Source organism: Streptomyces mobaraensis (assembly GCF_020099395.1).
Taxonomy (GTDB): domain Bacteria; phylum Actinomycetota; class Actinomycetes; order Streptomycetales; family Streptomycetaceae; genus Streptomyces.
Window position 1 is genome coordinate 5,374,139 of sequence record NZ_CP083590.1, and the last position, 24,735, is coordinate 5,398,873.

Consider the following 24,735-nt stretch of genomic DNA (forward strand, 5'->3'; position numbering starts at 1 on the left):
TACTTGGTCGGGCCGGAAAGTCGTAACGCCCGCCGGGTCCGAGCGGGGACAATGACCCGGTGCGTTACGGCATCCTCGGCACCACCCAGGCCCATACCGACGACGGGCGGCCCGTCGCCGTCGGCGGCGCGCGGCTGCGCGCGCTGCTCGCGGCGCTCGCCCTCAACCCCGGGCGGGGGCACGCGTCCGGCACGCTCATCGACCTCGTCTGGGGCGACGAGCCACCGGCGGACGCGCCCGGCGCGCTCCAGGCGCTCGTCGCGCGGCTCCGGCGGGCGCTCGGCGCCGGGGCGGTCGAGTCGGTGGCCGGCGGCTACCGGCTGAACGCCCGGCCCGACGACGTCGACCTGCACCGCTTCCAGCGCCTCGCCGACGAGGGCGAGCGGACGCTCGCCGACGGCGACCCGGTGAAGGCGGCCGGGCTGCTGGACGACGCGCTCGCGCTGTGGCGCGGGTCCGCCCTGTCCGACCTGCCGGGACACGAGGCGCTCGCCGCCCGGCTGGACGCCCGGCACCTCGCCGCGCGGCGCGGCCGGCTCGCCGCGTCCGTCGCCCTCGGCGACCCGGACGCCGCCCTGCCCGAGCTGGCCGAACTCTGCGCCGACCACCCCCTGGACGAGCCGCTGCACGCCCTCCGGCTGCGCGCCCTGCGCGCGGCGGGCCGCCCGGCGGAGGCCCTGGCCGCCTACGAGGACGTCCGCGCGGCCTTCTCCGACCGGCTGGGCACGGACCCGGGCCCGGAACTGCGCGCGCTGCACGCGGAGCTGCTGGGGGGTGGGGGCGAGGGCGCGGGGGATCCCTGGGCGTCCGGGGCGTCCGGAGGCGCCGCGTCCGGACGATCCGGGCGGCCCGGGCGCCCCGCGCCGGGCCGGACGGCCGGCGCGGACGGCTCCTCGGACGGCTCCTCGGACGGCTCCTCGGACGGATCCGGGACCGCGGCGGGGTGGCCCGGCCACCCCGGGGGCCCCGGACCCGAGGCGGCCGCCCGGGACGCGGGCGGGACGGCGGGACGGCATGGCCAGGCCGGTTGGGCCGGGCCGGATGATCGGACCGGTCAGGCTGGTCAGGACGGCCAGGCCCGTCAGACCGGTCGGGTCGGACAGGGTGGTTGGGCCGGTCAGGATGCTCAGAACGGTCGTGACGGCCGTGACGGTCGTGTCCGGGAGGGTGGGACGGACGGGCAGAGCTCGTGGGCCGGGGTAGCCGGGACAGCCGGTGCTACCGGGACGGCCGGTGTTCCCGGGACAGGTGGAGAGGGCGCGTCCGCCGGTGTGGGGCATCCGGCCGGTCAGACCGGCCAGGGCGGCCAGCCCGGGTCTGACGGCCAGTCCGGGCCTGACGGGCCCCCCGGGCCCGCCGGGCACCCCGGGTCCGCCGCGCCCAGCTCGTCCAACTCGTCCAGTTCGTCCAGCGCGCACGGCACACCCGGCGCGTATGCCTCGCCTGCCCCGCCGCGCCCGTACGCCGACGGCACCCAGGGCCGTCCGGCCGGGGCCGGGGCGGAAGGTTCCGCCCTCGCCCCGACCGCCCTCGCCCCGGCCGGCCGTGCCCCCCGCGGCAACCTCCGCGCCCGGCTCACCTCCTTCGTCGGCCGCGAGGACGACGTCCTGGTGATCCGGCGGGACCTGGAGCGGCACCGGCTCGTCACCCTGCTCGGGCCGGGCGGGGCCGGGAAGACGCGGCTGTCGCAGGAGGCCGCCGAGGCCGTGGCGCGGGAGACGGGGGCCTGGCCGGACGGGGTGTGGCTCGCCGAGCTCGCGCCCGTCGACGACCCCGCGACCGTGCCGGAGGCCGTGCTCACCGCCCTCGGCGGGCGCGAGACCGTGGTGCGCGGCACCGTGGAGGGGCTGCGGGCCGCCTCCGAGGCCACCTCGGGCGACCCGCTGGCCCGGCTGGCCGAACTGTGCGGGCCGCGCCGGATGCTGCTCGTCCTCGACAACTGCGAGCACGTGATCGACGCCGCGGCCCGGCTCGCCGAGACGCTGCTCGCGCACTGCCCCGGCGTGACCGTCCTCGCCACCAGCCGCGAACCGCTCGCCGTGCCCGGCGAGTCCGTACGCCCGGTGGAACCGCTGCCGGACCCGGTGGCGCTGCGGCTGCTCGCCGACCGGGGGGCCGCCGCGCGGCCGGGCTTCCGGATCGAGGACGATCCGGCGGCGTGCGCCGAGATCTGCCGCCGGCTCGACGGGCTGCCGCTCGCCGTCGAACTCGCCGCCGCCCGGCTGCGGATGCTCACCCCGCGTGGTCTCGCCGACCGCCTGGACGACCGCTTCCGGCTGCTCACCTCGGGCAGCCGCACGGTCCTGCCGCGCCAGCAGACCCTGCGCGCGGTCGTCGACTGGTCCTGGGACCTGCTGGACGCGCCCGAACGCGCCGTCCTGCGGCGGCTGTCGGTCTTCGCGGGCGGCTGCGACCTGGCGGCGGCGGAGGCGGTCTGCGCGGACGGCCCGGGCCGGGCGGCCGAGATCCCCGCGGCCGACGTCCCCGAGGAGGACGTCGCCGTGCTCGTCGGCTCGCTCGTCGACAAGTCGCTCGTCGTCGCCGCGCCCGCCGACGACGGGGAGATGCGCTACCGGCTGCTGGAGACCGTCGGCGAGTACGCGGCCGAGCGGCTCGACGAGGCGGGGGAGCGGGCCGCCGTCGAGCGCCGGCACCTCGTCCACTACCGGGAGCTGGCCCGGACCAGCGAGCCCCTGCTGCGCGGCCCGGATCAGCGCGTCCTGCTCGACCGGCTGGAGCGCGAGCACGACAACCTGCGCACCGCGCTGCGGCGGGCCGTCGCCGCGCGGGACGAGCAGGAGGCGCTGTGCCTGGTGCTGTCCCTCGGCTGGTTCTGGCAGCTGCGCGACCACCGCGTCGACGGGAGCACGTGGGCGGAGGCCGTCATGGGCCTGGGCCCCGATCCGTTCGACGCGCCCGTGCGGCCGGCCCCGCCGCTGTACGAGCGGTGCATCGACGCGCCGCCGCCGATGTCGCCCGAGCTGCTGGAAGAGGCCCGGCGCGAGGTCCGGCTGGTCTGGCTGTCCAACCGGGAGCACGACATCCGGGTGATGGAGGACCCGGAGATCCAGGACTGGATGCGCCGCGTCGCCGACGCCTACGGGCCGGGGCAGCCGCAGAACTGCCGCGTGCCGGGCTTCGCCTGGTACTTCGTCCGGCTGTTCACCGGCGACGTGGAGAGCATCTACCGGAACCTGGACAGCGGCGTCGACCTGTGCCGCGAGCTCGGCTACGACTGGGAGCTCGCCTTCCACCTCCAGCAGCGGGCCAAGGTGCTCAACGAGATACCCGCCCGCGCCGACCTGGGGCTGCGGGACGCCGACGAGAGCCTGGAGCTGTTCCGCCGGATCGGGGACGTCTGGGGGGTGGCCGAGGCGCTGGCGGGGCGCGCCGAGAGCCACGAGCGGCGGGGCGCGTTCGCGGAGGCCGCGCGGGACTACCGCGAGGCGCTCGACAACGCCCGCGAGCTGGGGTCGCGCGCCCAGCTCCCGATGCTCAGGTGCCGGCTCGCCGACGTGCTCATCGAGGCCGGGGAGATCGACGGGGCGGAGGGCGAGCGGCTGCTGCGGGAGGCGCTGGAGGAGGCCGAGCCGCTGAACCCCGACGCCGCCTATTTCATCCGGATCTCGCTCGGCATCCGGATCGCCCGCAACGGCGGCCACGCCGAGGCGCGGGAGATCTTCGAGGCGCTGTACGGGGAGTTGCAGGACCGTTCCATCCCGCTGTTCGCCAGCATGCTCCAGAGCGTGCTCGGCTGGCTCGACGTCCTCCAGGGCAGGCCGGCCGACGCGCTGCCCAAGCTCCGCTCCGCGCTGACCTCGACCGACGACCCGCTCACCGCCCTCGTCGCCGCGCACCTGCCCGTGCACATGCTCCTCAACGCCGCCCTCGCCAACTCCGCACTGCCCGGCCGCGAGCACGCCGCGGCGGCGGCCCGGCTGCTGGGCGCGGTCGCCGTCCTGCGTCCCGCCGGGCTGTACGAGGCGTCCGTGGAGCGGGAGGTCAGGGAGCGGGCGACGGCCGCCGCCCTGGCCGCCCTGGGCGAGGAGGCGTACGCGCGGGCGCACGCCGAGGGCGGCCGCCTCACGCTGGAGGAGGCCGCCGCGCTGGTGTGAACCCCCCGGCCGCCGGACGGAGGCCCGCCGGCCGACGTGAGTCCGGTCGACGCGAGCCTGGCCGATGCGGGCCCGGTCGACGCGAGTCCGGCCGACGTGAGCCTGGCCGACGCGAGCCCGGCTGATGCGGGCCCGGTCGACGCGAGTCCGGCCGACGTGAGCCTGGCCGACGCGAGCCCGGCTGATGCGGGCCCGGTCGACGCGAGTCCGGCCGACGTGAGCCTGGCCGACGCGAGCCCGGCTGATGCGGGCCTGGCCGACGCGAGCCCGGTCGACGCGGGCCCGTCCGGCCAAGGACCCGGCACGCCACCGCCCTCAGGTCTTCTTGCGGAAGCGGCGGACCGCCAGCGGTGCCGTCACCGCCGTGATCCCGACCGACCAGGCCAGCGTCAGCCAGACCGAGTGGGCCACCGGCCCGCCGATCACCAGGTTGCGGGAGGCGTCGGCGAGGTTGGCCAGCGGGTTGTACTCGGTGAAGGTGCGCAGCCAGCCCGGCATGGTGGTGGGCTTGGCGAAGATCGAGCTGGCGAACTGGAGCGGCATCAGGACGAGCATGCCCATGCCCTGCACCGCCTGGGCGGTCTTCATCGTCAGACCGATCAGGATGAAGATCCACATCAGCGCGGAGCCGAACACCACGCTCAGCCCGACCGCGCCCAGCAGGTGCAGCACGGAGGTCTTGACGTCCAGCCCGAGGGCGAAGCCGATGGCGAGCTGGACCGCCACGGCCACCAGCAGCCGCCCGATCTCCGTGACGATCTTGGCTATGAGCACCGAGGAACGGGCGATGGGCATGGTCCGGAAGCGGTCCATGACGCCCTTGCGGAAGTCCTCGTTGACGCCCGAGCCCACCGCCATCGCGATGTTGAGGCCGGTCATCGCCATCAGGCCGGGCACCAGGTAGTTGACGTACTGCTCCTGCTGCCCGGGGCCGAACATCGCGCCGCCGAAGACGTAGACGAACATCAGAGTGAAGATGATCGGCATCGCCAGGACGTCGAACATCGACTCCGGGTCCTGCCGGATCTGGAGCACGTTGCGGCGCGCGAGGGCGCCGATGTGCCGGAGGTGGGAGCGGAGGGGGATCCGCCCCTCGCCGGCGGGCGCCGCCACGGGCGCGCCGATCGTCGCGGTGGTCATGCGGCGGCCTCCTGAAGGGCTTCGGCGTCGGTGTCGGCGCCGGTGCGCGGGGCGTCGTCGGCGAGGGACGTCTTCTGGCCGGTGATGGCCAGGAACACCTCGTCCAGACTGGGGAGATGGGTGTTGATGCCGGCGATGGCGAAGCCGCGCGCGCCCAGCATCGTGACGACGGCGGTGAGTTGCTCGTCGCTCACGATCGGGACGTTGACCAGGCCCTCGGCCTCGTCCATGGTGGCGCCGGCGATGCCGTCGAGCCCGGCCTGCGCCACCGCGCCGACCATCCGGGGCAGTTCGGCCCGGTCGGCCGGGCGGATCTGCAGCGTCCGGCCGCCGACCTTGGCCTTGAGCTCGTCGACCCGGCCGCCGGCGATCACCTTTCCGCGGTCGATCACCGTGAGCTCGCTGGCCAGCTGCTCGGCCTCCTCCATGTACTGCGTCGTGAGCAGCACCGTGGCGCCGTCCCGCACCAGGGACTGCACCTCGGCCCAGACCTCGTTGCGGGTGCGCGGGTCGAGGCCGGTGGTGGGCTCGTCCAGGTAGAGCACGGCGGGCCGGCCGATCATCGAGGCGGCCAGGTCCAGCCGGCGGCGCATGCCGCCCGAGTACTGCCCCGAGGGCCGCTTCGCCGCCTCGGTGAGGGAGAAGCGCTCCAGCAGCTCGTCCGCGCGGCGCCGGGCCTCCTTGCGGGACAGGTCCAGCAGCCGGCCGATCATGTACAGGTTGTCGAAGCCGGAGAGCTTCTCGTCCACCGAGGCGTACTGGCCGGTCAGGCCGATCACCCGGCGGAGCTGCCGGGGCTGGGAGAGGACGTCGTACCCGGCGACGCGGGCCGTGCCGGAGTCGGGCTGGATCAGCGTGGACAGGACGCGCACCAGCGTCGTCTTGCCCGCGCCGTTGGGTCCGAGGACGCCGAGGACGGTGCCCTCGCGGACGTCCAGGTCGACCCCGTCCAGGGCCCTGGTCTCGCCGTAGTGCTTGACCAGCCCTCGGACCTCCACGGCGTTGCCGCGGTCTTCGGGGATGTCGTTTCGTGTCATGGGAAGAGGCTGACAGGCCCCACTGACAACGGGCCGACATCCGCCCGACAGGACGCCGGCACGGCCGGGTGCGGCCGTGTCGGCGCCCTGTCATCGCTCGCTGACCCGGCCGGTCAGTGGAAGGAGTGCTCCTCCGTCGGGTACGCCCCGCCGACCACGTCCTCCGCGAACTCCCGGGCCGCGCCGCCCAGCACCTCGCGCAGGTCCGCGTACCGCTTGACGAAGCGCGGCACCCGGCCGGACGTCATGCCCGCCATGTCCGTCCAGACCAGCACCTGGGCGTCGCACTCCGCGCCCGCCCCGATGCCGACCGTCGGGATGTGCAGGATGCGGGTGACCTCGGCCGCCAGCTCGGCCGGGACCAGCTCCAGGACCACGGCGAAGGCGCCCGCGTCCTGCACCGCCTTGGCGTCGCGCAGCAGCTGCTGGGCCGCCTCCTCGCCCCGGCCCTGGACCGGGTAGCCGCCGAAGGCGTTGACGGACTGCGGGGTGAGCCCGATGTGGGCCATGACCGGGATGCCGGCCTGGACCAGCAGCTCGATCTGGTGGGCCGAGCGCTCGCCGCCCTCCAGCTTGACCGCGCCGACGCCCGCCTCCTTCACCAGCCGGGTCGCGTTGCGCAGCGCCTGCACCGGACCCTCCTGGTAGGCGCCGAACGGCAGGTCGCCGACGATCAGGGCGCGCCGGGTGCCGCGTACCACGGCGGCGGAGAGCAGGGTGATCTCGTCCATGGTGACCGGCACCGTGGACTCGTAGCCGAGGTGGCAGTTGCCCATCGAGTCGCCCACGAGCAGCACGGGGATGCCCGCCTCGTCGAAGACGGAGGCGGTCATCGCGTCGTAGGCGGTCAGCATGGGCCACTTCTCGCCGCGCCCCTTCGCGGCGGCGATGTCACGGACGGTGATGCGCCGGGATCCCGTCCCGCCGTACAGCGCCTTGCCGGGCGCGGCGCCCGTACGACTGCTGTCGGCCGTTCCCGGGGATGTGACGGCATGCGTCATGGCAGTGGCTCCTGTATGTCGTCTCGAAGCGCCCTTGCGGCGTCTCCGGATCCCCTCCATGCTGACACGCGGCGCGGGTGCGAGGAAGGCGCCGGGGGTAACAGAGGGCTCATGCGGGGCCCACGCTTGCCCTGCGGGCAAAACCTCCGCAATACGAGACGGTGCCGTATCGAAAAGCGGTCTACGGTGGGAGGTATGACATCCCCTGCCGGTGAAGCGCCGGTGCGCCAGGTATCCGAGGCCGTGCACAAACGGCGGTGGGCGATCCTCACCGTCCTGCTGTTCAGCCTGCTCGTCGTCGTCCTCGACAACTCGATCCTCAACGTGGCGATGAAGACCATCGCCTCACCCGCGCCCACCGGCCTCGGGGCGACCCAGAGCCAGCTGGAGTGGGCGATCAACTCCTACACCCTGGTCTTCGCCGGCATCCTCTTCACGGCCGGCCTGCTGGGCGACCGGCTGGGCCGCAAGAAGGTGCTCCTCTTCGGCATGGTCGTCTTCGGCATCGGCTCGGTGCTGTCGGCCACCTCCGGCTCGCCCGGCGAACTCATCTCGTTCCGTGCGGTGATGGGCTTCGGCGGCGCCTTCGTGATGCCCGCCACCCTGGCCATCATCATGAACGTCTTCGAGCGCGACGAGCAGCCGAAGGCCGTCGGCATATGGGCGGGCGCGGTCGGACTCGCCATCGCCATCGGACCGATCACCGGCGGCCTGCTCATGGACCACTTCTGGTGGGGCTCGGTCTTCCTGGTGAACGTGCCGATCGTGATCGTCGCCATCATCGCGATGGTGGTGCTCGTTCCCGACTCCAAGGACCCCTCGCCCGGCCGCCTCGACCCGGTCGGCGTGCTGCTGTCCGTCGTCGGCCTGGTGCTGCTGGTGTACGGCATCATCAAGGGCGGCCAGCTCGCCGACTTCACCGACCCCGAGGTCTTCGGCACGGCCGGCGGCGGACTGCTCGTCCTCGTCCTCTTCGTCCTGCACGAGCGGCGCAGCGCCCATCCCGCCCTGGACATGCGGTACTTCCGCAAGCCGCAGTTCTCGGCGGCGGTGGCCTCGATCGGCCTGGTCTTCTTCGGGCTGATGGGCGTCACCTTCTTCACCGTCTTCTACACCCAGAGCGTGCGCGGCTACAGCCCGCTGGAGAGCGGTCTGCTGCTGCTCCCGCTGGCCGCCGCGCAGATGTTCTTCGCGCCACGCGCCCGGCTCGTCGTCGCCCGGTTCGGCGCCCGGGCCGTCTGCTGCGCCGGGATGGTGCTCGTCGCCTGCACGATGTCCGGCTTCGTGCTGCTCGACGCCGACACCCCGATCTGGATGCTGGAGGTGCTGTTCTTCCTCCAGGGCACCGCGATGGCGCACGTCATGCCGCCCGCCACCGTCTCGATCATGCAGTCGCTGCCGCGCGAGAAGGCCGGCTCCGGCTCGGCCGTCAACAACACCTTCCGGCAGGTCGGCGGCGCCCTCGGCGTGGCCGTGCTCGGCTCGGTGCTCTCCACCACCTACCGCGACGGCATCACCGCGCACCTGGACGGCGTCCCCGGCCTGTCCGGGGACGCCCGGCACGCGGCCGGCGAGTCGATAGAGGCCACCCTGGGCCTGGCCGGCCGCCTCGGCCCGGCCGGACGGGACCTCGTCGGGCCCGCCCAGGACGCGTTCCTGCACGCCATGCACGTCACCGCGCTCGGCGCGGCCGGCGTCGCGGCGCTGGGCGCGCTGGTCGCCGGCGTCTTCCTGCCGGGCAAGAACGCGGCCCCGCCCGCCCCGGGCCCCGGCCGGCCCGCCGAGCGACAACAGGCGGAGGCCCGCAGGTGAGCGGCCCGGCGCGGGACGCCGGCGCCCCCCTGCCCGTCCAGCAGCGCGGGCGGCCGCGCAGCGCCGCCGTCGACACCGCCGTGATCGAGAGCGTCCTGCGGCTCCTGGAGGGCGGCGTCACCGTCGGCGAGCTGTCCATGGAACGGATCGCCCGCGAGGCCGGCGTCGGCAAGGCGACCGTCTACCGGCGCTGGGCCGGCAAGGAGGCGCTGATGCTCGACGTCCTGCGCTCGCTGGAGGAGGACGCCCCCGAGCTCGCCGGCGTCTCCGTCCGCGACGACCTGGTCGCGCTGCTGGACTTCCTGCGGCGGCGCGGCCTGGCCAAGCGCTCCTCCGCGGTGATGCGCACCGTCGTCGGCCAGGTGCAGGCGCAGCCGCGGGTGTGGCGGGAGTACCACGACACGGTCGTCGCGGCCCGGAGGGAGTCCTTCCGGGCGGTGCTGCGGCGGGGCGCGGCGGCCGGGGAGATCCGCCCGGACGTGGACGTGGACCTGCTCATCGACCTCTTCGTCAGCCCGATGCTGGTGCGGGCGGTGCTGCACGAGTGGAAGGAGCTGCCGGCGGGGCTGGCGGAGGGGATCGTGGACACGGTGCTGGACGGCGTACGGCCTTGAGGGGCGGCCAGAGCCCGAATGTGCCCGTTGTGTCACAGGACGCCCCCATGGGCCCGCCGGCAGGAACCCGCCCGGGCCGACGGGCCGTCCTCCTCCCCGAAGCCCCCCTTCCGGTGGGGGCCGGGACAGCCCTCCCGCGGTGATCACGGCGGACCGTCGATCACCTATCGTCGGGTGACGGGACACAGCGAGACCGAGTGAGGACATGCGGATGCCGCAGGCGCACATGCAGGAGACGGGCCGTGAGGGAGTCGGCCCGGAGCGGGCCGGCTCCGGGGTCCGGCGCCGCGTGGGCGACTGGCTGGGCGACTGGCGCGGCCCGGGGATCTGGCGGCGCGGACTGGTGATCGCGGGTCTGGCGCTGGTGCTGGGGCTGCTGATGCTGCTGCATTCCAGCGTCCCCAACCGCGTCGGCAACCTCGGCAGCCTCACCGAAACCTTCCTGCCGTGGCTGGGGCTGTTCGTCCCGGTCCTGCTGGTCCTGGCGCTGCTGCGGCGCTCGGCGAGCGCGCTGATCGCCGTCCTGCTGCCGGCCGTCGCCTGGATCAACCTCTTCGGCGGCCTCCTCACCGGCAAGTCCGCGTCCGGCGGCGACTTCACCGTCGTCAGCCACAACGTCAACGCCGAGAACCCCGACCCGGCCGGCACCGCGCGGTCCCTCATCGCCTCCGGCGCGGACGTGATCGCCCTGGAGGAACTGAGCGACGCCTCCCGCTACGAGAGCGCCCTCGCGGGCTCGTACCGCTACCACTCGGTACAGGGCACGGTCGGCCTCTGGAGCAAGTACCCGCTGAGCGACGCCCGCCCCGTCGACATCCGCATGGGCTGGACGCGTGCGCTGCGCGCCACCGTCGAGACGCCGCAGGGACCGGTCGCGGTGTACGTGGCCCATCTGCCGTCCGTGCGCGTGAAGTTCAACGCCGGCTTCACGGCCGGGCAGCGCGACAACAGCGCCGCGGCGCTGGGGCACGCCATCGCCGCCGAGCCGCTGAAGAAGACGATTCTGCTCGGCGACCTCAACGGGACGATGAACGACCGGTCGTTGGCCCCCGTCACGTCGCAACTGCGGTCGGCGCAGGGGGCCGCGGGGGACGGGTTCGGGTTCAGCTGGCCGGCCAGCTTCCCGATGGCGCGGATCGACCAGATCATGGTGCGGGGGATGGACCCGCGGTCGGCTTGGACGCTGCCGGAGACGGGCAGCGATCATCTGCCGGTGGCGGCGCGGGTGAAGCTCTGAGGGATGCGCGAGGCGGGGCCGGGCTCCTTCCGCCGGCCCGGCGATGGCGTCGGCCCTGAAGCGATGTCAGTGGCCTGCGGCATGATGCGAGTCATGTGACGGCCCACCCGCCGGGGACTCCCGAGGCCGTCCTCACAAGGGGGGTGCTGTGTGCACGGGCCGGGCATGGACGAGGTACGGGCCGCGGAGGAACGGCGACTGCACCACGAGAGGTGGCAGTGGGGCGGAAGGCTGCCGAGCGAGAGGCTGCGCGGTGTCCGCGGAAGCAACGTCCTGGGAATGCTCCCCTTCGACAGCGATCTGGTGCATGCCCTCGGTGCCGCGGATCCCGACGTCCAGCGTGTGGTGGCCTTGCTGGCCGCGCGGCGGGCGTGCGAGACGGCGCGCCTGACCGATGTGGGGTGGGTCGCCCAGGCGCTCACCGCGTTGACGGAGGGGAATCCGCTTCCGCCGCCGTTCGACGACCGGGCCCGGATGCTGGAGGCCCTGCGTTCCACACCCCTCGTACCGGGGCCGCCGGTGCTGGAGGCGATGCCCCCCGAGCGGCCGCCGTACTTTCCTCCGCCGCCGGCCGGGTGGACGTGGGTCCTCGCGGAGGAGCCGAGAGACGACGGGGTGAGGCGGTACGAGCTCGGCCGGCTGCCGGACGGCCTCGTACCGGCGGTGTCCGGCGACGCGAAATCGGCACCACCAGCGGACGCGGAGCCCATCTCCGCCGTGCTGGTGCACCAGACCGGCACGCCTCGTGTCCCTGGAGAGATCTCACAGCCGCACTTCGCTCTCCCCGCCGTGCTCGCCGCCGCCGAGTCCGACCCGCTCAAAGCGGCTCTGGACGCGGTGTGGCATGCGCTGCACACATACGGAGAGCACTACCCGGAGCTGCTGGCGGATATCCGGTCGGTCTGCGCCGAGCGGGCGGGCACGGAGGCGGACCGGCTCCGACCGGGTTCGGTGGCGGATCTCGGGCCCGGTGTCCTGCGAGGATGATGTCGGGCATCGGGACCGGAGCGGCTCGGTGCGGGGAAGGGAACGGGCGAACCGGTGGCGGCGGCAGAGCCTCGGAGCGCCGGGAAAGGGCCGGCGCGGGTGGACTGGGAACTCATGCCCTTGGAAGGCGTCGGGCCGCTGAGTTTCGGCACGCTCGTCGCGGAGGTCGCCGCAGGGCTGCCGGGCATGACCGAGTTGCGACGGTTCCGGGCTGATCCGTCGTTTCCCGGGCTCTTGGGCGTGGAGTTCGGCACGGAGCCGGAGAAGCCCGCCGTCTCCGCCTACTTCACGGACGGCCGACTGTTCTGCGTCGCGGCCGACGCGGTCCACGGACCGCAGATATCGCTCTGGGGGCGGGAGTTGACCTCGTGCGTCCCGGACGATTTGGAGCGGTTCCTCTTGCACGCTCACCGGTGCGGGGTGACCGAGGTGTCCTACGGCCCGCGAGGAAACCCCGGAGCCGATGCGCTCGGTCTGGTCCTGCGGGTGCAGGAGACCGCCGGCTGCTTGGTCACCCGTCCGGTCATGGTGGGCCGGGCCTGGGCCGACCGGTGCACCGACGACTGGGAAGGCGCGATACCGGAGTGCGAGTGGGCGGGCCGCCAGTGGACCCGCCCAGGCCACTCGGAGCACCGGCCTCCGCGATCCTGACCGATCGGGATCCACGCGGTCGTGATCAATACAGCTGGGCCGTGTACCGAAAGCGGATTCGGAACGGCACCTGGCAGCGGGTCCTCCCGCTCAGAAGGCCGGCCGGCGGCCGCGGACGGGGCTGACCTCCTCCAGGCGCTCCGCCAGGTCGAGGAGGAGGGCCTCGGCCCACCATCGGCCGACCAGCTGGACGCCGAGAGGCAGGCCGTCGTCCGTCGCACCGAAGGGGAGCGCGAGGGCAGGCAGGCCGGTCAGGTTGAACGGTACGGTCGCCCGCATCACCGCGCGTGCCGGGAGGGAGACGCCGTCCACATCGACGCGGTTGCGGCCGTGAGGCGGCGCGGGAAAAGGCGTGACGGGGCACAGCAGGACGTCGTGGCCGGCGAACCATGCGGCGAACCGCGTGCGCAGTCGCTCCACCTCGTGTTCGGCGGCGACGTAGTCGGCCAGCGGAACCTCGGCGGACTCCAGCGCGGCCGCGATGACCGGGTGCACCTCCGTCTCGCGGCCGGAGGTGACGGCGCGCAGGGTGGGCCGTATCTCCGCGGGAAACAGCGTCGCCGACAGCAGGGTGCAGTCCCGCTCGGCGAGCCATGGAAGCTCGCTCTCCCGGACGTCGTGCCCGGACTCGGCCAGCGCCGTGGCCGCCGCGGCGACCGTAGCGGCGACCTGTCGGTCGACCGCGCCGAACGCCGCGGTGGTCCAGCCGATGCGCAGCCGGCCTCCGCCGCCGGTGCGGTCCGCGGCGGGCAGCGCCACGGCGTAGGGGTCGCGGCCGTCGGGCCCTTCCATGAGGGAGAGCGCCAGGCGCAGGTCGCGCACGCTGCGGGCCATGGGGCCGGCGTGCCACCAGCGGCGTGGCACGGCGGGAAAGTGGCCGGTCATCGGCACTCTGCCGTGGGTGGGCTTGATCGAGGCGATCCCTGTGTCGGCGGCGGGCCCGCGCACGGAGATGGCGACGTCGCTGCCGATACCGAGCGGTGAGAGACCGCTCGCGATGGCCGCCGACTCACCGCCGCTGGAGCCCCCGGGTGTGCGCCGCGGATCGTAGGGGTTCAGGGACCTGCCGGTCAGGCGGTTGTCCGTCTCGGTCCAGTAGGACATCTCCGGCAGGTTCGTCTTGGCCAGCAGGATCCCGCCGGCCTGCCGGAGGCGGGCCACCGCGGTGGCATCGGTGTCGGGCACCCGGTCGGCGAAGATCCTCGACCCCCGGGTGGTGGGGGCGCCCGCGGTGTCGAAGGAGTCCTTCACCGTGAAGGGGACTCCGCTGAGCGGGCCGGCGGCCGGCCGCGCCGCGGCGTGCAGAGCCTGCTCACCGAGCACGGTCACGAAGGCGTTCACCCGGTCCGCGACCGCCTCGATCCGGTCGAGGTGGGCGGCCACCACCTCGACGGCGCTCACCGTGCCCGCTGAGATCAGACGCGCGAGGCCGACCGCGTCATGCCATACGAGATCGCTCGGCTCCATAGGCTCCATAGGCTGCGGGGCCCCTTCCTCTCCCTCACGGCGAACTTCCCGATTCCTTCTATGCAACTATGCAACGCGCCCTGCCGGGACGTGACCTGACACCGGTTCAGGCATCGGGTGCGGCGAGGGGCTCCCGCAGGAACCGCGCCTACCTGCGCCGCCGCGGAATCCGCTGCACCGTCCCGGACAGGGCCGACCAGGAGCGCAACCGCCAGAAGCTCCGCCCCCGGGGTGGCCGGCCACCGCATTTCGACCCGGTCGACCACCGCGAGCGCCATGCGGTCGAGTGCGGGATCAACCGCCTCAAGAGGCACCGCGCTGTCGCCACGCTCCGACACACGCCCTAGGTTCGTCAGGGTGTCTTCGGGTGCCTGGTGTCTGCCGGCCTGCTGCGTGCTGTGTCGGTAGGTTCGGTGTGTGAGAGTGCGGCGAGGAGTTTCAGTTTCTCGTCGCTGTCGCTGTCCTTGTCTGGGTAGTAGACGACCAGGATGACGTCGTCTATGGGGAGTTTGTCTCGGTGGAGCCGTAGTTCACCGACGACTGGGTGGTTGACGGTGGTGGTGCCTCCGTCGAGGTTGCGGACGTCGTGTCGGGCCCACAGGGTGCGGAACCGCTGGCTGGACAGTGCGAGTTCTCCGACGAGTTCGACGAACCGGGGATTGTCGGTGTCGTCCCCGATGGTGGTGCGAAGGGTGGCGACGAAGCCGGCGGCGGCTTTCGTCCAGTCCTGGTGGAAGGCTTGTTCCTCGGGGTCGAGGAGGAGGGAACGGAGCCGGTTCTCACCGGGCCGCAGTCGTGGGGAGAGCGCGACGGCCATCGGGTTGGAGGCCAGGACGTCGAAGGCGCGTCCCTCGACGAACGCGGGGATCTGAAGGTGGGCAAGGAACTGGTGCACCCGTGCCGGTACCTGCTCGGGTCGCTTGCGGCGCGGCGTCCTTGGGCGGGCTGCCACGAGGCCGAGCAGATACGTCCGCTCGATGTCGTCGAGGTGCAGGACACGCGCGAGTGATGCGAGGACCTGAGGAGAAGGATTCTTGTCGCGGCCCCGTTCCAGGCGCAGATAGTAATCGGCGCTGATTCCGGCGAGCAGGGCGACTTCCTCACGGCGCAGGCCCGGGACGCGGCGGTTGCCGCCCGAGGGGAGCCCCGCCCGCACCGGGGAGACCAGCTCACGCCGGGCGCGGAGGTAGCTGCCGAGCCGGTTGCCGGATTCCTCATCCTTCATACCGACACCGTAATGCGATGCGCGCGTTTCAGAGGGGGCCCTGGCAGGACCAGGGAAGACGGGGGCTCTGCCGCACCCGGCGGATGCCGTCAAGACTTGCGGCATCACTGTTTGTGAAGGACAGGGACCATCGCTGAATGCGCCGCGAGCCTAAACGCCGTCGCGCCCTGAACTGAAGGGAAGATCTCGTGGATCTCTCCAACCGCACCGTTCTCATCGTCGGCGGGACCTCGGGCATCGGGCGGGAACTGGCCCGCCGGTTCGCCGCAGCGGGCAGCACCGTGGCTGTCGGCGGCCGTAGCCCGGAGGCCCTCTCGGAACTCGCCCAGGAAGGCTTCGGCGCTTTCGGCATCGACGTCACCGACAGTGTGTCCGTCGCACGTGCCCGCGACGCCGTGCTCGCCCAGTACCCCGAACTGGACACCGTGGTGACCATGTCGGGCGTCATGCTCCTGGAGGACCTGCGCGACTCCGCGCACTTCGAGGCGGCACGGACGACGATCGACACCAACCTGGTCGGCACCATCCGCGTCATCGACGCCTTCACCCCGCACCTGGTTGAACGCGGCGCCGGCACTTTCATCACCGTCACCTCCGGCATCGCCTTCCTGCCGTTCCCGCCCATGCCCACCTACGCCGCCTCGAAAGCCGCGGTGCACGCCTACTCCGAGGCACTGCGCGCACAACTCGACGGCACCGGCGTCAGCGTCGTCGAGCTCGTCCCCCCGGCCGTCGCCACGGCAGGACAGGAGAAGGTGAACCCGCATGCACTGCCGCTCGACGACTTCGGCGCCGAGGTCATGCAGTTGCTCTCGCAGGACCCCACCCCTGAGGAGATCCTGGTCAACCGGGTCCTTATGCACCGCTGGGCTGAGCGCGACGGCACCTACGACGACCTCGTCGCACAGCGTTCCCAGGCCCTGACCATGCTTCCCAGCCGCCAAGGCTGACACAGCCGCTCGCCCTGTGGGCCGCCATTCAAGTCGGCCGATCGCCCTCGCCTCGTTGAGGACATCACCGCCGCGGTCAGTGACGGCGCGCTACCGGTCGGCGAGGGGCATTGCCTGCCGCCGGCGGCCCGTCACGGTCGGCGTCGGCGGCGGGCTGCCCAGCGGTGAGTAGTCCAGGCTCGGCGGATCAGACTACGTACGGTGATGATCGTGTCGGCGAGGTCGAAGAAGACCTCGATAACGCGGGTCCGGCGTTCGTAGCAGCGCGTGAGCCGGTGGAAGGCGTTCAGCCAGGCGTGCATGCGCTCGGTGTGCCAACGGTGGGTGGCCCGGACCGGCGCTTTGATCCCCTTGCGGGCGATCCGGCCGTGCAGACCGCGCTCGGCAAGCACGGCGCGGGAGTTGGCCGAGTCGTAGCCGGCGCCGAGATGGATGGTGATCTCGTCGGGCAGGGGCACAAGTTCGCTCAGGAGACCGAGAGTCGGGGCCGGCAGCGGGGAGTCGTCGCGGTTGGCGCCGGCCAGGACGCGGCCGAGCGGGATGCCGTAGCCGTCGGTCATGCCCGAGCGCTTCATGCCCTGTGTGCCCCGGTCGACCGGTGAGCGTCCGGCCGCTTCGCCGCCGCCGGGGGCCTTGGTGATGGCGCCGTCCACGGCATCTGGTCAAGGACGAGACCGACGATGCGGTCATGGGCGTCGAGCGCGATCTGCTTCAACTCGGCGAACAGGCCCAGGCGTACCCATTCGTCGCGGCGGCTGCGGATCGTCGTGGCCGAGCAGGCGGAGTCCGCGATCGCCTCGTAGGAGCAGCCGAAGCGACCGGTTCGGTATCGCCGTCGGCTGGGACCAGGACACCCGGCGGGTCACCCTTCGTCCCCTGGACGGCGGACGGGCCTGGCGGCCGAGGCGCTGTCGCCGGGCCACCGACAAGCTCCGCGTCCGCGTGAGCGAGCTGAACCGGGAGGGGCGCAAGTGGTGACGGCGTGCGAGGCGTGCCAGTGGTGGGACGCCGTGATCGGGAGGACCGAGGCGCGGGTGCGGGCCGCCCGGGACCGGTGGGGGCGCACCGCCGCCGAGCGGCAGCGAGACCAGTACGCGGGCAACAAGGCGGAGCATGTCCGCCGGAATCATGGAGGGGGCGGCTCCGCCGGGTGAGGGCGGTCAGCCCGTCCGGCGTTCGCGGACAGGGCTTCGGGGGTGCGGGGCCCCGCAAGGGGGGCGGGACCGGGGCGCCGGCCCACCGCGGGGCGCACACTGGAAGCATGTGCCGCAGCATCAAGACCCTCCGCGCCCCCGTCACCCCCGACCCGGGCGAGGACGACATCCGCGCCGCCGCCCTCCAGTACGTCCGCAAGGTCTCCGGCTTCCGGGCGCCCGCAGCGCACAACAAGGCCGTCTTCGACGAGGCCGTCGACGCGGTGGCGGAGGCGACGGCACGCCTGCTGGACGGCCTCGAAGTGCGGGGCGTCAGACCCGTTCGCGCCAGCGGTTCGTGATCGGCAGGCGGCGGTCCTTGCCGAAGCCCTTCGGGGAGATCTTCGTGCCCGGCGGGTACTGCCGCCGCTTGTACTCGGCGGTGTCGACCAGCCGCAACACACGCGCCACCAGCTCCTCGTCGAAGCCCTCGGCGACGATCTGTCCGTACCCCCGGTCCCGGTCGACGTACAGCTCCAGGATGCGGTCGAGGACGGGGTAGTCGGGGAGGGAGTCGGTGTCGACCTGGCCGGGGCGGAGTTCGGCGCTCGGGGGCTTGGTGATGGAGTTCTCGGGGATGGGCGGGGTCTCGCCGCGTTCCTCGGCGTGGCGGTTGCGCCAGCGGGCGAGCCGGAAGATGCCCGTCTTGTAGACGTCCTTGATCGGGCCGTACGCGCCGACCGAGTCGCCGTAGAGCGTCGAATAGCCGCACGCCAGCTCGGACTTGTTGCCGGGCGCGAGGACGATGTGGCCCTCCTGGTTGGAGATGGCCATCAGCATGGTGCCGCGCAGGCGGGACTGGAGGTTCTCCTCGGCGAGGCCGGTCAGGCCCAGGGCGCCCATGTAGGCGTCGAACATCGGGGCGATGGGCACGGTACGGAAGGTGAGGCCGGTGCGCCGGGCCAGCTCCTCGGCGTCGGCGATCGAGTGCGCGGAGGAGTAGCGGGACGGCATGGCGACGCCGTACACGTTCGCGGCCCCGACCGCGTCGCAGGCGATGGCCGCGACGAGGGCGGAGTCGATGCCACCGGAGAGGCCGATGAGGACGCTGCGGAAGCCGTTCTTGGCGGCGTACGCGCGGAGGCCGGTCACCAGCGCCTGGTAGACCTCGGCGTCGTCGTCCAGGTGCTCGGCGATCGTGCCCGGCAGCGCCGGTTCCGCGGCCGGGGCCGGGTCGGCGGAGATCGTGACGTGGTCGATCCGCAGGCCGTCGTCCACCGTGCCGGAGGGCGCCGCGGCCGGTGCCTCCGGCAGGTCGAGGTCCAGGACCAGGCACGTCTCCTCGAACTGCGGCGCCCGCGCGATCACCCGGCCGTCCCGGTCGACGACGATGGAGTCGCCGTCGAAGACGAGCTCGTCCTGTCCGCCGGTCATGGCGAGGTACGCGGTGGTGCAGCCGGCCTCCTGGGCGCGCTTGCGGACCAGCTCCAGCCGGGTGTCGTCCTTCTCCCGCTCGTACGGCGAGGCGTTGACGGACACCAGCAGCCCGGCCCCGGCGGTGCGGGCGGCGGGCACCCGGCCGCCCTCCTGCCACAGGTCCTCGCAGATGGCCAGCGCCACGTCCACGCCGCGCACCCGGACCACCGGCAGGGTGTCGCCCGGCACGAAGTACCGGAACTCGTCGAACACGCCGTAGTTGGGCAGGTGGTGCTTGGCGAACGTGAGCACCGCCCGGCCGCCGTGCAGCACCGCCGCCGCGTTCAGCGGCGCGCCCGCCGGGCGGCCCAGCCGGGGGCGGGCCTCCTCGCAGCGGTCCAGGTAGCCGACGAGGACGGGGAGGCCGCCCAGGCCCTCGTCGGCGAGCCGGGCGGCGAGGGCGCGCAGTTCGTCCCGGCTGGCGTCCACGAAGGACGAGCGGAGGGCCAGGTCCTCGACGGGGTAGCCGGTCAGCGCCATCTCGGGGAAGACCGCGAGGTGGGCGCCCTGTTCGGCGGCGTGGCGGGCCCCGCGGAGGACCGACTCCGCGTTCCCGGCGAGATCGCCGACGGTGGAGTCGATCTGGTGCAGTGCGAGACGGAGTCGAGCCACGCCGTCAGTCTAATCGTCTTCCTGACGCGATGGCGGGGTGAAAGGGGCCACCTGAGGGCGGCCCCTTGGGTGCTACTTCCGGTAACCCAGCAGCGTCATCATCCCCGACTCCGCGTGGTACACGTTGTGGCAGTGCAGCATCCACAGCCCGGGGTTGTCCGCGTCGAAGTCCACCTCCAGCCGCTGCCCCGGCAGCACGACCGCCGTGTCCTTGCGCGGCCCGCCGCCCGGCAGCGCGAACGTGTGGCCGTGCAGGTGCATCGGGTGCCACATAGCGCTGCGGTTGACGAACGCCAGCCGCACCCGCTCGCCCGCCGCCACCGGGTAGCGCTCGGAGGGCTTGTACCGCCGCCCGTTCAGCGCCCAGTCGTAGCGCTCCATCGAACCCGTCAGCTCGAAGGTGAGCGTCCGGTCCGGCCGGCGCTCCTTCAGCCGGACCGGCCCCGCGGCCTTCAGCCGGCCCGCCGTGAGCGGTGTGCGGTCCAGCTCGGCCGGGCGGACGTCCGCGGCCGGCGCCGCGCCGCCGCCGGTGCGCAGCAGCGCCAGGGCGGTCCGCTTCTTGCCCTCCGCGAGCGCGGTGAGCGGGAAGACGCCGTCGCCGGCCGTCACCAGCACGTCGTACCGCTCGCCCATGCCCAGCAGCAGCGACTCCGTCTCCACGTGCTCGGCCGGGAAGCCGTCGGTGTGCGTGACGGTCATGCGGTGGCCGCCGAGCGCGACCCGGAACGCGGTGTCGCCCCCCGCGTTGACGATTCGGATCCGGATCCGGTCGCCCGGCTTCGCCGTGAAGGTCTGCGGGGCGTCCGGTGTCCGGCCGTTGACCAGGTAGTACGGGTACGCGACGTCACCCGCGTCGCCGCCGAGGACGGGGCTGGTGGCGCCCATGAGCATCCGGGACGGGCCGTCGTCGGCGGAGGGGGTGACGGCCGCCATGTGGTGCATGCCGCCCATCCCGCCGCCCCCGCCGTGGTCCATGCCGCCGCCTCCGCCGTGGTCCATGCCGCCGCCCCCGCCGTGGTCCATGCCGCCGCCTCCGCCGTGGTCCATGCCCTTGGCGAGTTCGGCGAGGACGGCGTCCGGGGTGCTGCCGTCGACCCCGTCCACCCAGTCGTCCAGCACGACGACCCACTCCTTGTCGTACGCCAGCGGCTCCTTGGGGTCCTCGACGATCAGCGGCGCGTACAGGCCGCGGTCCTGCTGCGTGCCGGAGTGCGGGTGGAACCAGTACGTGCCCGGGCGGTCGACCGCGAAGCGGTACGTGAACGAGCCGCCGGGGCGGACGGGCCGCTGGGTGACGCCCGGGACGCCGTCCATGTCGTTGCGCAGGGCGAGCCCGTGCCAGTGCAGGGACGTCGGCTCGGGGAGGTGGTTGGCGAGGGTCAGCGCGAGCGTGTCGCCCGCGGTGAGCCGGACCTCCCGGCCCGGCAGGGCGTCGCCGTACGCCCAGCTGGCGACCTTCCGGCCGCCGAGGTCGAGCGTGGTCGCGGCGGCGGTCAGCCTGACCTCCCGGACCGAGCCGCCGGCGCGGTGCCGGCGCGCCTCGGCGGCGTCCACCTCCTTGCCGTCGGGGGCGACGTAGGCGGCCGGTTTCGTGGACTGGGTGTTCGAGCCCGAGCAGGCGGTGAGCAGTCCGCCGGCGGCGGAGGCGAGGCCGGCGCCGAGGACGGCGCGGCGCGTGGTGGTGCGCATGGTGAAGGAACCCCTCTGCGGGTGTCGTCGGTGGTGTCTGCGGGCGCGTGCGCGCGCACGCGGACGCGTACGGGCGCGGACGCGCTCCTATACGCGCAGCACCGACAACCGGGCGAGGGCCTTCCGCCGGGGTGGAGGCGGCGGGACGGCCCAGAGGGCGTGCGCGCCGAGCGCGCGCGGCCCGGCCCCGGCGGCGCCGGCCGGACGGCGGAGGACGGCCAGGGCCAGCAGCAGGACGACCGTCCAGCCGGCGCCGGCGAGGACGGCGAGGCAGACGGAGGCGGGGTTGAGGTCCGGGTGGTGGGGTGGGGGAGGGCCGGCGCCGTCGGACGCGGCGGCGGCGCCTGCCGGCGCGGCCGGCGGGTGGGTGCGGTGCGCGGCGGGGCCGTCGCCGACTGCCGCCTGGGCGGGCGGGGCGATGGCGTACGCGGCCCGCAAGGCCGGCGGGCCGCCTGGCGCCGCTCGTGCCACCCGGGCTGCCGTGGTCGCCGGCTTGGTGGCCATGGCGGCTCGGGCCTGCGGCTCGTCGCCGTGTTCGACGGCCGTCGCGGACGGCGTTCCCGGGGCCGTCGACGCGCGCCAGGCCGCCGTCAGGGCGCGCGGCTCGCTCGCGTCGCGGCCCGGCGCCGTCACGGTCGAGGGCGTCCGCGTCCCGGGCGGGGGCGTCAGCACTACCGCCGAGGACGTGCGCGTTCCGATCGAGGGTGTGCGCGCCCCGGACGAGGGTGTGAGCGCCCCGATCGAGGACGAGGACGTATGCGCCTCCGCCCGCCCGTGCCCCATCGGGTGCCCGAGCGTGTGCATGGTCACGATGCCGAGTAGCAGCGCGGCGAGGAGGAGCAGCCGGCCGTACCAGGTGCCGACGCCGCCGACGGCGGCACCCGCTTGCCCGCGCATCGCGCCCTCCCCGCGCCGGAACGATTCCTCGTACGCCCGGCACCCTACCCCTACGGGGTATACGGCCGACCGGCGGCCCGCACGCCCGTCCGATCGAGCGGATGTGCGCGGAACGAGCCCTCTGTCCGATGATGGGACGAAACCGATCGATTGCTTTGCCCCGAAGGACGCTCCTCCCTCTCATGCCCCTCTCGGAACAGGTCAGGGACGAACGTCCCCCCGCAGGCCGTGCCCCGGACGCCCCCGTCGAAGGTCCCGTCGAAGAACCGGCCACCGGCCGACGGCAGTTCATCTCCTGGACGACCCTCGCCCTGATGACCACCGCCTCGGTGGCCAACCTCCGTCCCGCGCCCTCCATGGCCCTCTACGGCCTCGCCGCCGTCTTCCTCTACCTCCTCCCCGCCGTCGTCTTCCTGCTGCCGACCGCCCTGGTCTCCGCCGAGCTCGCGTCCGGCTGGACGGGCGGCGTCTACCGCTGGGTGAGCGAGGGGCTGTCGAAGCCGCTGGGCTTCCTCGCGGTGTGGTGCCAGTTCGCGATGACGATCGCCTACTACCCGAGCCTGCTCGCGTACGTGGCCAGCACCTTCGCGTACATCGTCGACCCGTCGCTGGCCGACAACGGGCTGTACGTGGCGCTGGTGATCGTCGTCGTCTACTGGTCCGGCGTCCTGATCTCGGCGCGCGGCACCAAGGCCGTCGCCGGGCTGTCGAGCATCGGCCTGGTGATCGGCACGCTGCTGCCGGGCGCCGTCCTCGTCGTCCTCGGCCTGGTCTTCCTCGGGCAGGGCAACCCGTCCGCCGCGCCCATGGACGGCGGGCACGTGCTGCCGCCGTGGACCGGCGTCGCGAGCCTCGTCCTCATCGTCGGCAACTTCCTCTCCTACGCGGGGATGGAGATGAACGGCGTACACGTCGCGTCCCTGCGCCGGCCCGGCAAGCAGTTCCCGCGCGCGATGGCCCTGGCCACCGGACTCGTCCTGCTGATCTTCATCCTGCCCGCGCTGGCGGTCAGCTGGGTGATGCCCGGCGAGGACCTGAGCCTCACGGCCGGGGTGATGCAGGCATTCCAGGGCTTCTTCGACCACTTCGGGGTCGGCTGGCTGACCAAGGTCACCGGCGTGCTGCTGGTCGCCGCCGCGCTCGGCGGCATGCTCACCTGGCTGGCCGGGCCGTCCAGCGGGCTGCTGCTGGTCGCCCGGCAGGAGGGCTACCTGCCGCCCGTCCTCCAGAAGCTCAACCGGAACGGCGTGCCGCGCAACATCCTCGTCGCCCAGGGCGTGCTGACGACCGTCATCGCGCTGCTGTACGCGTTCCTGCCGGACGTCTCCAGCGCGTACTGGATCTTCTCGGTGATCACCACGCAGATCTACCTGGTCGTCTACCTGCTGATGTTCGCGGCCGTGGTGCGGCTGCGGCGGCTCCAGCCGGCCCGGCCGCGCGGCTTCCGCGTGCCGGCGGTCCGGCTCGTCGCGGGGGTCGGGTTCGCGGCCTCGCTGGCGGCGATGTGCATCGGGTTCGTGCCGCCGGAGCAGTTCGGCGGGCAGCCGCTGTGGCGGTACCTGCTGATCGTCGGCGGCGGGCTGCTGACCATCGGCTTCCTCGCGCCGCTTGCCTTCCTGGCGTTCCGCAGACCGCACTGGGCGGCGCCCGACGCGGACTGACCCGCGCCTTCCGGAACCCTCGCCGCCCGTCCGCCGTTTCCCGACGGGGAGGGGCGGCCGGCGCCGCCGCTCCTCCCCGCCAACGGGAGTTCACGAGGAGGAGGGCGGGCGAGGATGGGCGAAGGCCGGCCACCGGGTCGGATGCTGCGGATCGGCGGCACGGTCCTGCACGTCCTCAGCGAGGGCTCGGGTCCGGTGTGCGTGCTGAGCCCGGGTCTTGGCATGGGCTGGTTCGACTGGGATCCCGTCGTCCCCCTGCTCACCCCGCACCGCACGGTCGTCCGCTTCGACCGGCCCGGGCTCGGCTTCAGCGCCCCGCAGGCCGAGCCGCCCACCGCCGAGGGAGAGGCCGCGCGGATCGCCGGCGTACTCGACGCCCTCGGCCTGCCCGGCCCGGCGACGGTCGTCGGCCACTCCCTCGCGGGCTTCCACGCCGAGGCGTTCGCCCGGCTGTACCCGGAGCGCACGGCCGGCCTCGTCCTCGTCGACACCAGCGTCGAGGAGAACGCCCGCCCACTCCCCGCCCGCGCCCTGCGCACCGCCGCCGCCCGGGCGCGCGGCCACGCCTTCACCACCGCCGGCCTGCCGCGCGCCCTCGGCCCGGCCCTGCGCCGGCTGGCCGTCCGCGCCGCGTCCCTCGAACGCGCCGACCCCGTCCCCGCCGACCTCGTCCGCCGCACGTACGGCACGGGCCGCGTGGCACGCGCCCTCCTCATGGAGAACGCCCGCTACTTCGACGTGGCCGCCGAACTGGAACACCTCCGCGCGACCCACCCGCTGCCCCCCCGTCCCCACCCACGTCCTCGCCGCCTCCACCGGCACCGACTCCCGCCTCGAACGGCGCCGCCTCACCCGCCAACGCGCCCTCGCCACCCTCCTCGACGCCCATCTCACCACCGTCGCCCCGGCCGGCCACCTCCTGATGTACGACCGCCCGGAGGCGGTGGCGGGCGCGATCCTGGAGGCGCCCCGGTTCCACCCCTCCGCCGTGTCGGCGGACGGGCCCGCGCCCCGGTGAGAGCAGCCGCGCG

Annotated in this window: 18 protein-coding genes and 2 pseudogenes; 11 read left to right on the top strand and 9 right to left on the bottom strand. The window is 73.7% G+C overall.

Features of this window, described 5'->3' with window-relative positions:
- Positions 1-59: 59 nt before the first annotated feature.
- Positions 60-4,115 carry an AfsR/SARP family transcriptional regulator gene (locus tag K7I03_RS23670; RefSeq protein WP_185940526.1) on the top strand — a complete coding sequence of 1,352 codons (4,056 nt, stop codon included), beginning with the start codon at positions 60-62 and terminating at the stop codon, positions 4,113-4,115.
- Between the two features lie 315 nt (positions 4,116-4,430).
- On the opposite strand, the gene K7I03_RS23675 is transcribed toward K7I03_RS23670, so the two are convergent.
- From K7I03_RS23675 to panB, 3 genes are all read right to left on the bottom strand, one after another.
- A complete protein-coding gene (locus tag K7I03_RS23675; RefSeq protein ID WP_185940525.1) occupies positions 4,431-5,255 on the bottom strand; it encodes an ABC transporter permease in 825 nt (274 codons plus the stop codon).
- Entirely contained in the window at positions 5,252-6,292 is a 1,041-nt protein-coding gene (locus K7I03_RS23680) for an ATP-binding cassette domain-containing protein (RefSeq protein WP_185940524.1), read from the bottom strand. The genes K7I03_RS23675 and K7I03_RS23680 overlap by 4 nt, the downstream gene beginning before the upstream one ends.
- A 113-nt stretch (positions 6,293-6,405) precedes the next feature.
- Positions 6,406-7,293: a 3-methyl-2-oxobutanoate hydroxymethyltransferase gene (gene panB / locus K7I03_RS23685; RefSeq protein ID WP_224347186.1), complete on the bottom strand. Its 888-nt coding sequence runs from the start codon at positions 7,291-7,293 to the stop codon at positions 6,406-6,408.
- A 195-nt stretch (positions 7,294-7,488) separates the two neighbouring features.
- Between panB and K7I03_RS23690 the strand changes: the two genes are divergently transcribed.
- The 5 genes from K7I03_RS23690 (at position 7,489) to K7I03_RS23710 (ending at position 12,594) form a co-directional block, all read left to right on the top strand.
- Positions 7,489-9,105 carry an MFS transporter gene (locus K7I03_RS23690; RefSeq protein WP_185940523.1) on the top strand — a complete coding sequence of 539 codons (1,617 nt, stop codon included), beginning with the start codon at positions 7,489-7,491 and terminating at the stop codon, positions 9,103-9,105.
- Positions 9,102-9,719, top strand: coding sequence for a TetR/AcrR family transcriptional regulator C-terminal ligand-binding domain-containing protein (locus K7I03_RS23695; RefSeq protein ID WP_185940522.1), 618 nt, complete (start codon positions 9,102-9,104; stop codon positions 9,717-9,719). The genes K7I03_RS23690 and K7I03_RS23695 overlap by 4 nt, the downstream gene beginning before the upstream one ends.
- Positions 9,720-9,930: 211 nt before the next feature.
- Positions 9,931-10,956 carry an endonuclease/exonuclease/phosphatase family protein gene (locus tag K7I03_RS23700; RefSeq protein ID WP_185940521.1) on the top strand — a complete coding sequence of 342 codons (1,026 nt, stop codon included), beginning with the start codon at positions 9,931-9,933 and terminating at the stop codon, positions 10,954-10,956.
- A 165-nt stretch (positions 10,957-11,121) separates the two neighbouring features.
- On the top strand, positions 11,122-11,943 hold the full coding sequence (locus tag K7I03_RS23705) for a hypothetical protein (RefSeq protein ID WP_221902415.1): 822 nt from the start codon (positions 11,122-11,124) through the stop codon (positions 11,941-11,943).
- A 114-nt stretch (positions 11,944-12,057) separates the two neighbouring features.
- The gene (locus K7I03_RS23710) at positions 12,058-12,594 is read left to right on the top strand and encodes a hypothetical protein (RefSeq protein WP_185940519.1); all 537 of its coding nucleotides are present in this window, start codon (positions 12,058-12,060) and stop codon (positions 12,592-12,594) included.
- A 90-nt stretch (positions 12,595-12,684) separates the two neighbouring features.
- Here the strand turns inward: K7I03_RS23710 and K7I03_RS23715 are convergent, their stop codons facing one another.
- The gene (locus K7I03_RS23715; RefSeq protein ID WP_185940518.1) at positions 12,685-14,061 is read right to left on the bottom strand and encodes an amidase; all 1,377 of its coding nucleotides are present in this window, start codon (positions 14,059-14,061) and stop codon (positions 12,685-12,687) included.
- 352 nt (positions 14,062-14,413) lie between these two features.
- Positions 14,414-15,286: a helix-turn-helix transcriptional regulator gene (locus tag K7I03_RS23720; protein ID WP_185940517.1), complete on the bottom strand. Its 873-nt coding sequence runs from the start codon at positions 15,284-15,286 to the stop codon at positions 14,414-14,416.
- A 188-nt stretch (positions 15,287-15,474) separates the two neighbouring features.
- Between K7I03_RS23720 and K7I03_RS23725 the strand changes: the two genes are divergently transcribed.
- A complete protein-coding gene (locus K7I03_RS23725; RefSeq protein WP_185940516.1) occupies positions 15,475-16,236 on the top strand; it encodes an SDR family oxidoreductase in 762 nt (253 codons plus the stop codon).
- Between the two features lie 131 nt (positions 16,237-16,367).
- On the opposite strand, the pseudogene K7I03_RS23730 reads toward K7I03_RS23725, so the two are convergent.
- Positions 16,368-17,053, bottom strand: a pseudogene (locus tag K7I03_RS23730) (IS5/IS1182 family transposase); the annotation flags it as partial.
- A 154-nt stretch (positions 17,054-17,207) separates the two neighbouring features.
- On the opposite strand from K7I03_RS23730, the gene K7I03_RS23735 reads away from it, so the two are divergent.
- Together K7I03_RS23735 and K7I03_RS23740 are read left to right on the top strand one after the other, a co-directional pair.
- Complete coding sequence (locus K7I03_RS23735) at positions 17,208-17,390, top strand: hypothetical protein (protein ID WP_224347187.1); 183 nt, start codon at positions 17,208-17,210, stop codon at positions 17,388-17,390.
- A 107-nt stretch (positions 17,391-17,497) separates the two neighbouring features.
- Complete coding sequence (locus K7I03_RS23740) at positions 17,498-17,731, top strand: DUF2277 domain-containing protein (protein WP_185940515.1); 234 nt, start codon at positions 17,498-17,500, stop codon at positions 17,729-17,731.
- On the opposite strand, the gene K7I03_RS23745 is transcribed toward K7I03_RS23740, so the two are convergent.
- The 3 genes from K7I03_RS23745 to K7I03_RS23755 all read right to left on the bottom strand — a co-directional run bounded on the left by K7I03_RS23745 (position 17,703) and on the right by K7I03_RS23755 (position 22,043).
- Positions 17,703-19,457, bottom strand: coding sequence for an NAD+ synthase (locus K7I03_RS23745; RefSeq protein WP_185940514.1), 1,755 nt, complete (start codon positions 19,455-19,457; stop codon positions 17,703-17,705). The two genes, K7I03_RS23740 and K7I03_RS23745, sit on opposite strands and share 29 nt — an antisense overlap.
- Positions 19,458-19,529: 72 nt before the next feature.
- A complete protein-coding gene (locus tag K7I03_RS23750; protein ID WP_185940513.1) occupies positions 19,530-21,146 on the bottom strand; it encodes a multicopper oxidase family protein in 1,617 nt (538 codons plus the stop codon).
- Between the two features lie 87 nt (positions 21,147-21,233).
- Positions 21,234-22,043, bottom strand: a complete 810-nt coding sequence (locus K7I03_RS23755; protein ID WP_185940758.1) for a hypothetical protein — start codon at positions 22,041-22,043, stop codon at positions 21,234-21,236.
- 182 nt (positions 22,044-22,225) lie between these two features.
- Here K7I03_RS23755 and K7I03_RS23760 point away from each other — a divergent pair, with 182 nt between their 5' ends.
- Entirely contained in the window at positions 22,226-23,704 is a 1,479-nt protein-coding gene (locus K7I03_RS23760) for an APC family permease (protein ID WP_185940512.1), read from the top strand.
- Between the two features lie 114 nt (positions 23,705-23,818).
- A pseudogene (locus K7I03_RS33895) lies at positions 23,819-24,722 on the top strand (alpha/beta fold hydrolase).
- Positions 24,723-24,735 lie beyond the last annotated feature (13 nt).